Below are 11,731 nucleotides of genomic sequence, written 5' to 3'. Positions count from 1 at the left end.
CCTAGGTGAGGAAGCTCTTGAGCTCGAAGACGAGTTTGCGGATGTGGCCGGAGACGACCGGGGTGCCCAGGTCCTTGAGGCGCTGCCGGAACCACGGGTTGACGCTCTGCTGACCGGAACTGCTGACCGAGCCGACCGGGATGAACCGCACGCCCGACCGGTGCACCGCCTCGATGCCGTCGAACAGGGGCTGGGACCGGCCGAACTCGTAGAAGTCCGAGATCCAGACCAGCACCGTGTTCCGCGGCTCGACGATCTTCGGGCGGGCCATCGCCATCGCCAACGGCCCGTCGTTGCCGCCGCCGAGGTTGGTGCGGAGCAGGACCTCGAACGGGTCGTGCACCCACGGGGTCAGGTCCAACGCCCGCGTGTCGTACGCGATCAGGTGCACGTCGACCTTGGGCAGCCCGGCGAAGATCGACGCCAGGATGGTGCAGTTGACCATCGAGTCGACCATCGACCCGGACTGGTCCACCACCACGATCAACCGCGACGGCGTGGTCTTGCGCGCCGTCTGCCGGTAGTAGAGCCGGTCGACGTAGAGGCGCTCGTCCTCCGGGCTCCAGTTGGTCAGGTTCTGCCAGATGGTGCGATCCAGGTCGAGGTTGCGGTAGACCCGCTTCGGCGGCACCGACCGGTCGATGCTGCCCACACTGGTCTGCTCCACCTGGGTCCGCAACACCTCGGCGACCTCGTCGACGAAGCGACGGATCAGCGCCTTGGCGTTGGCCAACGCGACGCCGGACAGGTTGGACTTGTCCCGCAGCAGTTGCTCGATCAGCGACATGCTGGGCGTGAGCTGCCGGGCCAGCGCCGGATCCGCCAGCACCTCCCGCAGGTGCATCCGCCGGACCAGGTCACCCTCGATACCGGCGAGGGTGGCACCGAGCCCGGTGCCCTGCCGGCGCAGCTCGCCGGGCGCGGTGCCGAGCGCCTGCTCGAACCAGCCGGCGTCGGCCTGCCAACGGGCCAGCTGGCCGGCGCTGACCGACCCGGCACCCGTGGCGAAGACGTTGAGCAGCACCTTCGACACCAGCGCGGCCCGACGGACCTCTGCCTCACCGGGCTGATGCGGCCCGTCGGCCGACGCCACCTCGGCGTCGGTCTCGGCGAGCAGACCCCGCAGTTCGTCGGCCACCTCGGGGAAACGCTGCACCACGGTGTCCACCGACACCGACGGGTCCAGCAGGGCGGCCGGCAGGCCCAGGTCCTCGACCACGGCCATGCTCGCCGACTCCAGCGTGGGCTGCTCGTCCGGGTCGAAGATCCGGCCCAGCAGCCGCCAGTAGAGCACCTGCCGCCGGTTCGCGGCGGCCTGTTCGGGGGAGTCGGTCATCGGCGCAGCAACCGTCCCGCGCGCTCGCGCAGCACGGCCACGGCGTCGCCCGCCCTGGCCTCGGCCTTGGCCACCTTCGGGTCGGTGACACCCTCGGCCCAGTCACCGTTGTGCGCCTCGACGGGCGCGCGTTTGACGGTGGCCTGCACCGCCAGGGGCTGCACCCACCACCGTCCGTCGTCCCAGCGCGCCAGACCGAGACAGGAGGTCGAGGCGGCGACCAGTGCGGGGGTGAGCGGACCGGCCGCCGGCAGCCGCTCGACGGTGACGCCGATCGACTCTCCGTCGCGTTCGAGGGTGAGGCCGTCGCCGTCCTTGCGCACCCGGTAGCCCTCCATCAGCACCGGTTCGGCGATCACGGCCGGATGTCGGTCCAGCGGGGCGGTGGCCGCCGCCGTCGCCTCGGCCAGCAACACCCGGCCGGTGGCGAAGGGATCGGCTGGTTCGCCCGGGCGTACCTGTGACTCGCACCAGGACAGGTCACCGCCGCGCACCGGCAGGTCGGTGACGCTCACCGTCCGCCGCTGCGCCACCGCCGCCAGCAGCACGGGGTACGCCGCCAGGAGCCGCCACACCGCCGGGCCGGTGATCGTCTCGACCTTCCCGGCCGCCACCGTCGTCCGCACCAGTCGGGCCGGTCCGCCGTCGGACGGTTCGAGCACGGCGTGCACCTGCACCTGCACCGCCGTGGCGTGCTCGTGCACGTCCACCCCGAGCGGGAGCAGCCGCCCGGAGACCCGCTCGACGTCGTCCGCCGGGCCGGACCGGTCCTGCGCGAGCAGCACGGCGCGGGTCCACAGGTCGGCCCAGCGGCGGGCCGGCACCTGCGGCATCGTGGCCACCGGCAGGCTCGCCCGCACCTCGGCGGCGAGCCCGTCGAGCAGCACCGCCAGGCGGCGCAGCCGTGGCTCGGCCAGGGCGGCCTCGACCGCCGAGCCGACCGCGGAGAGCAACTCGTGGTCGACGCCGCGCCAACCGGCCACGGCCACCTCGTGCAGCCAGGCGGCGGCCGCGCCACTCGCGGCGGAGATCTCCGCCGGTGCGCCGGACGGTGCCGTCCACCGCGCCCGGTCCCGTCCGACGGCGGTGTCGAACCGGTCGAGCAGTGCGTCGTGCGCCGCGCCGAGCAACGCCGACCGGGCGCCCGCCAGGACGGCCAGGTCGTCGGGACCGAACCCGCCGGACGTCACCCTGCCGACCGCGTCGGCCACCGGGACGCCCAGGGGAGTGCCCGCCACCGCGTCGGCCAACGCCGCCAGCGCTGCCGCCGCCTCGTCGCTGACCCGCGCAAAACCGCTCACCATCGCTTCGTCGAAGCCGGCCACCACCGTGTCGGCGTCGGCCAGGCCGGCCGGAGGGTCCTGCTGCAACTGCGCCACCTGTGTGCCGAGCATCAGCGACCTGCCCCGGTGGCCGGGAACCAGTGCAACTCGGGCAGCGCGCTGGTGCTGTCCGGCAGTTCGAGATAAGCCAGGTGACGCAGGAACCGGCTGAACACCACGGCGGCCGGGGTCGGTTCGTGCCGGGTGTCCATCCGGGTCAGCAGATCCGCGCCGCTGCGCACCCCGTCACCGGCGTCGACCCGCAGATACCGGGCGACCCGCTCGACGCCGTACTGGAGGACGGCCTCCTCGGCGAGGGCCTGGAGGTGCTTGCAGGGCGCGCCGCGCAGTCCGCCGCAGGGCCGGTTGTTGTTGGTGCTGCAGTGATAGGCGTGGGTGCCGGCGGCCACCGACGAGACGTAGACCCGCTCGATGTCCGAGCCGCTGGAGACGACTCCCTGCAATCGGCCGTCGGCCAGTTCGACGAAGGGCACCTTCGCCAGCTTGCGCGGGCGGGCCGGCGGCACCACCGCCACCACGCTCCGCCGCCGCCAGGCGGCCCCGTCAGCGTCCGTCACCGCAATCCTCCCGACCGCCGCAGACTCGGCGTCCGCCCTGGTGATGCCACGCCGACCGGTTCCGGCGCCGCCGTTCAGACAAGATCATGGCCCACGGGTACGACATCCGCCCGCGCTCAGGCCGTCCCACGATCCGCCACCCCATCAGGCCATCCTCCTAGGACGCTCTACGAGGAGTGCGCGCGCTCATCCGTGTCCGGCAGGAGCGGCGACGAAATGGGCGTCAGCGTTAACCTCGCGGCCCGCCCAGCGCGTTCCTGCACCGGGAGGTACAGATGCGACGACACGGGGAAGCGGGACCGCCGGACGGTCTCGTCGAGTTCGTCAGGGTCCGGTCCGACGGCCTGCTGCGGTCCGCCTGGTTACTGACGGGGGACGCGAAACGGGCCGAGGACCTGGTGCAGACGGTGTTGGCCGACGCCTGGCGCCGTTGGCCCACGATCGCCGACGGTGGACAGCCGGAGGCGTACCTGCGCAGGGCCTTGTTCACCACGTACGTCTCACGGTGGCAATGGCGGTGGCGTGGGCAGATCCCGAGGCCACCCACGGAGGACCCGGGGTACGGGGACATGGCCGTCGGCTCCGCGGACCGGGACGCGGTGTGTCGGGCACTGGCCCGGCTGACCCGGCGGCAGCGGGCGATCGTGGTACTGCGCTGTGTCGAGGAGCTGTCGGTGGCGCGGACGGCGGAGATTCTCGGCTGCCCGGCCAGCACGGTCGAGGCGCAGCAGCAGAAGGCGCTACGGACGGTGCAGGCGGATCCGCATCTCGAACTCTTCGCGGTCTGGAGGTAGGGCGTGACCTACGACGACGACCACATCCGGATCCTGCTGACCCAGGCGGTGCCGGTACTGCGGCCCCCGCAGGACCGACTCGACCTGGTGGAGCATCGCGTACACCGCCGCCGACGGTGGATCGCCTACGGCGGCGCGCTGGCGGTGCTGGTGGCGGCCGGGCTGGCCGCCGCCGGGATCGGGGCCGCCGGTTGGGCCGAGCGTCACCGGCGTGGACGCCGTCTGCCGCGCAGACCTGTCAGCGGGATGCCGGCTGGTCCGGCTGCCCCGCGTCCACGAGACGGCCCGACGCGGTAGCGACCGACGGGCGGTGAGGGCCGGTCACCTCGCGCGTGATCGACGCGGTCGGCCCGGCGAGGTGCTCCGGCGCCCGCAGGACGTGCTCCGCGCCGCTGAGCGCGATCACCCTCGCCGCGCCGCTGGTGGCGGTGACGGTGATCCGCTGACCTCGTGCGGCGGCGGTCTCCCTGATCACGAGCAGCGCGGAGAGAGCGGCGCAGTCGAGGTACCGCAGCGGAGTCAGGTCGAGCACCAGATGGGTGATCCACTCGGGCGTCAGGAACTGCCCGAGGTGGTGCTGGATGCGCGTGGCGGTCGCCAGATCGGCCTCACCGGACAGGGTCACGTGCCGGGTGCTCGGTCTGGCGTCATAGTGATGGAATTGCAGAAGGTCCTGGTCAGTGACGACATTCATGCGAATGCTCAGTCCCTGCCCTGGCGAAGGGCACTGGCGCGGCCGGATGAGGTTGCCACCATCGATCCGGCGCCGGGGAGGACAGCGTTCAGGTGCCGACCTCGACGTGGCGCGTAGGACGCCTTCCCTCGACCGTACCCGCCGCCAGCGACCGATGCCATCCCCGCCGGTGCCGCGAGCCGGTGCCGGAGTGGACGACCGAGGGCCGGGACCGCCGTCCGCCGCCCCCTGCTCGGCCGCAGGTCACCCGCCGGAGACCGGGGTGACCGGATCGAGCTGCCGGACCGCGTCGACGATGTCGGGAAAGGCGTCGACGAACGCGTCGACGTAGCGGGGGTCGAAGTCCGCCGGTGTCCGGATCCGGCTCTGCAGACAGCCGATGAAGTGCAGGCCCGCACCCCCGGCCGCCAGGGCGTCACCGGGGGAGTCCCCCACATAGACGCACTGGGTCGGCGGGAGTCCGGTCGAGGTGAGGAGTTCGTCGAAGGCCCGGGGGTCCGGCTTGCGGAAACGCGTGTTCCCGGCGTGGTAGACGCCGCTGACCCGGGTGGCCAGAACATGGTCCGGTGCCAGCATGTGCCGGATCTCGTCCTCGGTGCGCGACGTCAACAGGAACACCGCCCGGCCGGAGAGCACGAATTCGTCCAGCGCCCGCAGGTTCTCCGGTGGAATCACGTCCAGTCGTCCGTCGGCGATGTGCCGCTCCAGCGCCCGCTGGTGCAGCGTCGTGAACCGGACCAGGTCGAGCCCGGGCGACCGGATGGGCATGGCGTCCAGCAGTGGCGCGCCCCACGTCGACAGGTGGACGTGCGGGGGTATCGGAGGTCGGCCCATCTCCGCGAGCACCTCGTTCTCGAGCGCGAGCGCGGCGGCCTGGGTGAGGCACAGGGTGTCGTCGACGTCCACGATCACGGCCCGGATCACCGGCCCAGCCTAGCCCTCGGCCTGCTCGTCGCAGGCGGTGGCAGGCCCCGGCGGTGTCGGTGGCAGTCCGCGAACAGCCACGGTGGCGCCACCACACCGAGTCGTGGCCCGGGACGTGCACCGTCCCGGGCCACCGGCGCCAGGGGCGCGGGCGTCCCGGACACGGAGGGCGGTGAGCCCTGCTCCCGCCAGCCGGCCGCCCGAGGTGCGGCAACGCACGCCGTGACAGCCTGCGTTTCCCCGTGCCGCTTCCACCACTGACGCTCGACACCCGACACGTCGATACCGATTCGACATCTGCCGGTGGCCGTGGATGCCTTTGGGTATCGGGCGGTGTCCGCTACGGTGTCACTGCCACAATAGTTGTCGGGTGCAGCTCAGTAGAGCACAGCGTTGCGACGTTCAGCAACTATCGTGGTCGACCCCTGTCGGGTCGCGACGATCGTCGCAGGTGGATCGGAAGGTGGTCATGGCGGACGTGGGTAGCGCCGACGGGCCGACCTCGTTCGCCGCCCGGTTGCGGCACCTGTTCGAGACGCGACTCAAGCCCGGCACCGACAAGGCGTTCTCGCCGGACGAGGTGGCCAAGGCGACCGGTCTGTCCACCAGCTACGTCAACTACCTGCTCCGGGGGGAGCGCGACAATCCGTCGCGATCGGCCATCCAGCAGCTGGCCAACTTCTTCCGGGTGGAGCCGAACTTCTTCTTCGACCGGGTGGCCGACGCCGAGTCCGTCGGCGATCCGGATCTGGAGACGATCACCGTGCTCGCCCGCCGGATGCCACCCGGCGCGCCACGGGCCAGCCTGCGGGCCATCGTCGAGCAGGTCGCCGCGCTGGAGGCGCAGAGCAAGGCACGCCGGGACCGGTCCGACCCGTAGCGCGTCCCGGGATCACCGCAGGGCGAGGAACGCCGGCGCGGCGACCAGCACACCCACGACGGTGCCGACGATCACCTGGGCGACGGTGTGATCCCGCAGCCGTACGCGCGACCAGCCGACCAGCGCGACCACCGGCGCAGTGGCGAGGAACGCGGCACCGAACGCGATCACGAGCACCGCGGCCGAACCGGCGGCCACCGCGGCGTGGATGCTGAGCTTCCAGACCAGGTTCACGGCGGTCACCGCCACCCCGAGCAGGAACATCACCACGACGATTGCGGTGACCGGACGCGGCGCACCGAGACCGATCATCAGCGACAGTCCCACGAGTACGGAGAGCAGGCCGTACAGCAGGGGCGTCCGGCGTTGTTCGCGCACCCGGATGTGGTGGTCGGTCAGTCGCCCACGACGGACGTCCCACCAGATCAGGGCGTTGGGGATCGCCGAGCAGAACAGCGCGCCGACCAGCGCCCACCCGAGGCCGTCGGCGAGGGGCGACACGCTCGTCACTCCGATCACGACGGGCATGGCCGCGGCCAGCAGTGCCGGTGCGAACACCTCGGTCACCACGCGCGCGGACCGCAACGCCGGTCGACCGGCCCTGACCTCCCTGGTGTCGTGCACGTCCCGCATTCTGCCTCGTCCGGTCGCAGCATCCGGGCAGGGGCGCGCACCGCGCGGGGATCCCACGGTCGACGCCGGTTGGCTATGCTGCCCCCTTGCGCCGCCACTATTGTGGCGCAGCGCGAGGCTCGATGGACCGGACGTCGGATCAGGACGAGGACGGGCGACAGGCACGGGATCGTCTCGGTGGGGGCTCGCACGGGGGAGGCGCAGCGACGATGTGGCGGCAGAGACGGCAGGTCCAGAAGCTCATCCGCCAACTCGTGGTCGACCTGCCGGCACCGCTGACGCTCTCCGGGATGATCTCCGCCCTGGCCGACGCCCGCCGCCGGGACATCCAGCTCCTCGCCATGACGATGGGTGAGCAGGCCGGGCCGTGCGGGCTGTGGGTGGCGACCGCGGAGACGGATTACGTGCTCTACAGCCGAGACTCGTCCCCGGTCCTCCAGACCCAGACGATTCTGCACGAGTTGATGCACATCGCCCTGCGGCACCGCGGGAAGGTGGTGCTGCCGCACACCATGCCGGAGCCGGCCGGTCCGGCGGATGTCCAGGCGCTGCTGGCCCGCGCGTCGTCGACGTTCCACGACCGTCAGGAGCACGACGCCGAGCTGCTGGCCACCTACCTCGGCGCACAGATGGCCGCCGTCGGCCAGGTCGGCGGCTTCGACGATCTCGCGGACGAGACGGCGGCGGTGATGTACCGCATCGCCGCCACGCTGACCGACTAGCCGGAGGTACGCATGCTGGTGGCGGCGGGCCACGTCGCGGCGCTGGTGGTCGCCGTCGCGGCGTTCGTCGTGAAGCTGGGCGCGCTCCGCCGGGACCCGTCGAACCCGAGGGTCCTGGCCAGCCTGGGGATCTGCCTGGGCTGCGGTGTCGCCGTCACCGCCGGGTGGGCCCCGGTGCACAGCGGGATCGACGGACTGTCCGGGGTGCCGAACCTGGCCAAGCCCGTCGAGCACGGGGCGGCGCTGGTCACCGCCACCGCGATCCAGTTCCTCTTCCTGCACCTGGGAGATCCGCAGCGGGCGCGTCGGTCCATGCGGCGGCGATGGCTCTTCTTCGCGGTGGTGGCCACCGTGATGGTCACGATGTTCTGGGCGGCGGACTTCCCCGAGTCCGAACCGATGCACTTCGCCGAGCGCTATGGCGACATGCCGCAGGTCATCGTCTACATGCTCGCGTTCCTGGCGTACCTGGGCGTCTCCGTGGTGGACATCCTGCGCATGTCGCTGGGCTACGCGCGCTTCGCCGGTACCCGGCTGAAGGTCGTGATGCGGCTGCTGAGCGCCGGAGCGTTCTTCGGCGCCGCCTTCGTGGCGCACAAGGCGTTGTTCCTCGCGTGGAAACTGGCCGGTACCACCCCTGCCTGGTCCGAACCGCTCGCATCACAGTCGCTCGTCACGCTGTCGGTCGTCCTGATCTGTTCGAGCTTCGTGCTCTCCACGGTGTGGAAGACCGTCGACGGCCTGCGCGCGTGGCCCCGCAGGAGGGCGTTGTACCGCGACCTGCATCCGCTGTGGCACCTGCTCTATCGGGCCGTCCCGAGCATCGCGCTGCATCCGCCCCGGCGTCCGGAGCGCGACCCCTGGTGGGTGTGGGGTGTCGGGCAACGGCTGTACCGGCGGTGCGTGGAGATCGGTGACGGTCTCCAGGCGGTGGGCCCGCCGGATCCGCGAGTGGTGGCGCGGGCCCGGCGGCGGGCGGCGGAGGCCGGTGGGGACGAGGCCCGGGTGACCGCCGTCGGGGAGGCCGCCGGGATCCTGGACGCCGTCCGGCGGTACGCCCAGGGACAGGTGGCCGGCAGCACGGTGGAGCCCGGCGTGGAACCGCCGTCGGGAGACATCGCGCACGCCGATGTGGAAGCCGACGCGCGACGTCTCGCGCCGATCTCGACCGCGCTGAACGAGCGCCTGGTCCGCGACACCGCCCCGGATAGTCGCGGTACGCCTGCGATCTAGGACTGGCGTCGACCCGTGTGGTGATGAGAGCGTATGTGCCGCAACCAGATGACTTGTCCGGGCGGGCGCGTGCGCGGGAAGCGGCAGGAGACCACCATGTCCGAGAAGGGCACCAATCAGCCACGCCTGCGTATCGGTGGCTGGATCTCTCCGCCCGACATGGACGCCGGCTCGACAGCGACGGCCCGATCCGGTGACGGGCGGCACCACGGGCCCGGTGAACCGCCGCGACGCAGCGCTGCGTCCCCGGCCCTGCCCCGCATCGTGGTGTCCGCCCAGGCCCGGCTGACCCGTACCTCTGCCGAGGGCGGCGCCGTACCCGGTCCGGTGCCTACCGGCGACGAGCGTGCCGCAGACCTGCTCCCGCCGTTCGGAGGCCCGCACCGCCGGGACCAGGCCGGGGCTGCCGACGTCCGGCGCAAGCTGCTGCTCTGTGGTGTCGCCGTGGTCGCCGTGAGTACCATCGTCGGCGCGACGGCGCTGTACGACGGGTCCGCACCCGATCCGGTCCGCGGCGAGTTCGCCGCGGCGGTGCCCCGTCCGGACCAGCCCGTCGACGGACCACCGATCGGCACGACTGCCCCCGAGGTCGACGGGCCGCCGGGAGCCCCGCCCGCGTCGCCGGGCGCCACCCCGACCACCGACGGCGGCGGTGCCAGCGTGTCCCGCCGGGCTACTGCGGCCCCCACGTCCGCGCCTCCCGTTCCCGCCGTGCCGCCACCGGTGGCGAGTGATCCCGCGCGTCCCTCGTCGACGCCGACGGCTCCGGCCGGCACCGCCCTGACTCCGGGCGCGCGCGTCGGCCTGGAGGTGGCCGCCCTGCCGGGCCGCCGGGTTCGGCACGCCGGTTTCCAGGCCCGGGTCGACGCGGTGGACGCGGGCAGCAGCGCCAGCACGAAGGCCGATGCCGCGTTCGTCGTCCGGACCGGCCTCGCCGGGACCTGTCTCTCCTTCGAATCGGTCAACTTTCCCGGTCACTACCTGCGGCACCACGAGTTCCGGGTGTTCCTGCACCGCGCCGACGGCAGCGACCTGTTCCGTGCCGATTCGACGTTCTGCCAGGTCACCGGCATCAGCGGGACGCAGACGTCGCTGCGCTCCTACAACTACCCGAACCGGTACCTGCGCCACGACGGTCAGCGGCAGATGCAGATGTCCCCGATCGACGGTGGCGCCTCCTCGTCGTCGGCCACCTTCGTCGTCCGCCCGGCCCTGTGACCTCCCGGGTGGACCCGGCTCCGCGCCGGTAGCAGCCGCCTCCGGCATCCCGATCGCCGACAGCGCCACCCTCGCGCCTTCCCGCTGACCAGGGTGGCGGAGGTCCGTCGTGCCCGGTCGACGGGACCGGCGGATCGGAGCGGCACCCCCCGGGCCGCCCCGCTCCGCCGACGTGCAGCCCGACCCCGGCCCCTGGCGTGTCCACCCGCCGGTATTCGAGGAACGCGAACCCGGTCCTGCTACTGCGCGGCGACGATTTGTTGCAAGATAGTGGCAACAGCAAGGATCTCGCAGAAAGACGTGGAGGATCTTCCTGATGGCGGTCTACACCCTGCCCGACATGCCCTACGACTACGGCGCACTGGAGCCGGCGATGTCGGGACAGATCCTGGAGTTGCACCACAGCAAGCACCACGCCGCGTACGTCAAGGGGGCCAACGACGGTCTGGAGCAGCTCGCCGAGGCCCGTGCCAAGGGCGACTTCGGCACGCTGGTCGGTCTGGAGAAGACGTACGCGTTCAACCTGTCGGGGCACGTCCTGCACACGATCTTCTGGGGCAACCTGTCGCCGGACGGCGGTGACCGCCCCGACGGTGAGCTGGCGGCGGCGATCGACGAGCACTTCGGCTCGTTCGAGGCGTTCGCCGGCCAGTTGTCGGCGGCGACCAAGAGTGTCCAGGGCTCCGGCTGGGGTGTCCTGGCTTGGGAGCCACTCGGGCAGCGACTGATCGTGGAGCAGGTCTACGACCACCACGGCAACGTCGGACAGGGCTCCACGCCACTGCTGGTCTTCGACGCCTGGGAGCACGCCTACTACCTGCAGTACAAGAATGTCCGGCCGGACTACGTGGACCGGCTGTGGAACCTGGTGAACTGGTCGGACGTGATCGCCCGCTTCGACGCCGCCCGCGCCACGGCGCCGAAGATCTGACCGGCGTGACCGGCCATACCCCGGCCGCGGCGGAACTGGTGCAACGCGCCGCCGGGGTGATCGCTGCCAAGCACCGCGGTGACCTCGCCGGTGCCGAGGAACTCCTCGCCGCCTTCGACTCCGAGCAGGCCAGGACGCTCGGCTTCTATCTGCTCGCCGACCTCGGTCTCGGACTGCTGCGGACGCAGAGCGGCCAGTCCCTCGACGACCTCGTGCGGGAACTGTCGCTGCTCGTCGCCGTCACCGCCGGACGGCCCGAGACCTGACCGGCGGAAACGCCACCGGCGGCCCTGTCCCACGGGTACGGGACAGGGCCGCCGGGGTGCTCACCCCGGCGGGCCCACTGCGGGCCCGTCGGGTGTGTGGCGGTGGGTCAGCGTTGCAGGGTGAGTAGTCCGGGGCGGTAGGGCAGGAGGCCGTAGTCGCCGCCGGAGTTGGGTGAGCGGCCTTGGTAGAGGAACTGGAG

General features: G+C 72.0%; 14 protein-coding genes. 8 read left to right on the top strand and 6 right to left on the bottom strand.

Features of this window, described 5'->3' with window-relative positions:
- Nucleotide 1 precedes the first annotated feature (1 nt).
- The 3 genes from ACZ31C_RS30060 to ACZ31C_RS30050 are packed head-to-tail and all read right to left on the bottom strand — an operon-like array spanning nt 2 to nt 3,197.
- Entirely contained in the window at nt 2-1,336 is a 1,335-nt protein-coding gene (locus ACZ31C_RS30060; RefSeq protein WP_465798142.1) for a VWA domain-containing protein, read from the bottom strand.
- A complete protein-coding gene (locus tag ACZ31C_RS30055; RefSeq protein WP_465798141.1) occupies nt 1,333-2,730 on the bottom strand; it encodes a hypothetical protein in 1,398 nt (465 codons plus the stop codon). Before ACZ31C_RS30055 ends, ACZ31C_RS30060 begins: the two co-directional genes overlap by 4 nt.
- On the bottom strand, nt 2,730-3,197 hold the full coding sequence (locus ACZ31C_RS30050) for a hypothetical protein (protein ID WP_465798245.1): 468 nt from the start codon (nt 3,195-3,197) through the stop codon (nt 2,730-2,732). The genes ACZ31C_RS30055 and ACZ31C_RS30050 overlap by 1 nt, the downstream gene beginning before the upstream one ends.
- Before the next feature lie 314 nt (nt 3,198-3,511).
- Between ACZ31C_RS30050 and ACZ31C_RS30045 the strand changes: the two genes are divergently transcribed.
- Complete coding sequence (locus ACZ31C_RS30045) at nt 3,512-4,030, top strand: SigE family RNA polymerase sigma factor (RefSeq protein WP_465798140.1); 519 nt, start codon at nt 3,512-3,514, stop codon at nt 4,028-4,030.
- Between the two features lie 3 nt (nt 4,031-4,033).
- Nucleotides 4,034-4,327 (top strand): hypothetical protein, encoded by a 294-nt coding sequence (locus ACZ31C_RS30040; protein WP_465798139.1) that lies wholly within the window; start codon nt 4,034-4,036, stop codon nt 4,325-4,327.
- Here the strand turns inward: ACZ31C_RS30040 and ACZ31C_RS30035 are convergent.
- Entirely contained in the window at nt 4,269-4,724 is a 456-nt protein-coding gene (locus tag ACZ31C_RS30035; protein WP_465798138.1) for an STAS domain-containing protein, read from the bottom strand. The genes ACZ31C_RS30040 and ACZ31C_RS30035 overlap by 59 nt on opposite strands.
- A 243-nt stretch (nt 4,725-4,967) precedes the next feature.
- Nucleotides 4,968-5,648 (bottom strand): HAD family hydrolase, encoded by a 681-nt coding sequence (locus ACZ31C_RS30030; protein ID WP_465798137.1) that lies wholly within the window; start codon nt 5,646-5,648, stop codon nt 4,968-4,970.
- A gap of 451 nt (nt 5,649-6,099) precedes the next feature.
- Between ACZ31C_RS30030 and ACZ31C_RS30025 the strand changes: the two genes are divergently transcribed.
- Nucleotides 6,100-6,528: a helix-turn-helix domain-containing protein gene (locus tag ACZ31C_RS30025; protein ID WP_465798136.1), complete on the top strand. Its 429-nt coding sequence runs from the start codon at nt 6,100-6,102 to the stop codon at nt 6,526-6,528.
- Between the two features lie 12 nt (nt 6,529-6,540).
- Here ACZ31C_RS30025 and ACZ31C_RS30020 read toward each other — a convergent pair whose 3' ends face one another.
- The gene (locus tag ACZ31C_RS30020; protein WP_465798244.1) at nt 6,541-7,056 is read right to left on the bottom strand and encodes a phosphatase PAP2 family protein; all 516 of its coding nucleotides are present in this window, start codon (nt 7,054-7,056) and stop codon (nt 6,541-6,543) included.
- Nucleotides 7,057-7,370: 314 nt separating this feature from the next.
- Between ACZ31C_RS30020 and ACZ31C_RS30015 the strand changes: the two genes are divergently transcribed.
- The 5 genes from ACZ31C_RS30015 (at nt 7,371) to ACZ31C_RS29995 (ending at nt 11,531) form a co-directional block, all read left to right on the top strand.
- Nucleotides 7,371-7,883 (top strand): M78 family metallopeptidase domain-containing protein, encoded by a 513-nt coding sequence (locus tag ACZ31C_RS30015; protein ID WP_465798135.1) that lies wholly within the window; start codon nt 7,371-7,373, stop codon nt 7,881-7,883.
- A 12-nt stretch (nt 7,884-7,895) separates the two neighbouring features.
- A complete protein-coding gene (locus ACZ31C_RS30010; RefSeq protein ID WP_465798134.1) occupies nt 7,896-9,116 on the top strand; it encodes an MAB_1171c family putative transporter in 1,221 nt (406 codons plus the stop codon).
- A 96-nt stretch (nt 9,117-9,212) separates the two neighbouring features.
- On the top strand, nt 9,213-10,334 hold the full coding sequence (locus tag ACZ31C_RS30005) for an AbfB domain-containing protein (protein WP_465798133.1): 1,122 nt from the start codon (nt 9,213-9,215) through the stop codon (nt 10,332-10,334).
- 316 nt (nt 10,335-10,650) lie between these two features.
- The gene (locus ACZ31C_RS30000) at nt 10,651-11,265 is read left to right on the top strand and encodes a superoxide dismutase (RefSeq protein ID WP_465798132.1); all 615 of its coding nucleotides are present in this window, start codon (nt 10,651-10,653) and stop codon (nt 11,263-11,265) included.
- A 5-nt stretch (nt 11,266-11,270) separates the two neighbouring features.
- Nucleotides 11,271-11,531: a superoxide dismutase gene (locus ACZ31C_RS29995; protein ID WP_465798131.1), complete on the top strand. Its 261-nt coding sequence runs from the start codon at nt 11,271-11,273 to the stop codon at nt 11,529-11,531.
- The last annotated feature ends 200 nt before the right edge of the window (nt 11,532-11,731 follow it).

Source organism: Micromonospora sp. NPDC023869, assembly GCF_055559695.1.
The sequence above is the reverse complement of the archived record's forward strand: the minus strand, read 5'-3'. Positions and strand labels throughout refer to the sequence as shown.

Coding starts and splice junctions, on each gene's coding strand:
- ACZ31C_RS30035 (WP_465798138.1), bottom strand. CDS start 4,724: ATGAATGTCGTCACTGACCAGGACCTTCTGCAATTCCATCACTATGAC.
- ACZ31C_RS30005 (WP_465798133.1), top strand. CDS start 9,213: ATGTCCGAGAAGGGCACCAATCAGCCACGCCTGCGTATCGGTGGCTGG.
- ACZ31C_RS30000 (WP_465798132.1), top strand. CDS start 10,651: ATGGCGGTCTACACCCTGCCCGACATGCCCTACGACTACGGCGCACTG.
- ACZ31C_RS30045 (WP_465798140.1), top strand. CDS start 3,512: ATGCGACGACACGGGGAAGCGGGACCGCCGGACGGTCTCGTCGAGTTC.
- ACZ31C_RS30020 (WP_465798244.1), bottom strand. CDS start 7,056: ATGCCCGTCGTGATCGGAGTGACGAGCGTGTCGCCCCTCGCCGACGGC.
- ACZ31C_RS30060 (WP_465798142.1), bottom strand. CDS start 1,336: ATGACCGACTCCCCCGAACAGGCCGCCGCGAACCGGCGGCAGGTGCTC.
- ACZ31C_RS30015 (WP_465798135.1), top strand. CDS start 7,371: ATGTGGCGGCAGAGACGGCAGGTCCAGAAGCTCATCCGCCAACTCGTG.
- ACZ31C_RS30010 (WP_465798134.1), top strand. CDS start 7,896: ATGCTGGTGGCGGCGGGCCACGTCGCGGCGCTGGTGGTCGCCGTCGCG.
- ACZ31C_RS30055 (WP_465798141.1), bottom strand. CDS start 2,730: ATGCTCGGCACACAGGTGGCGCAGTTGCAGCAGGACCCTCCGGCCGGC.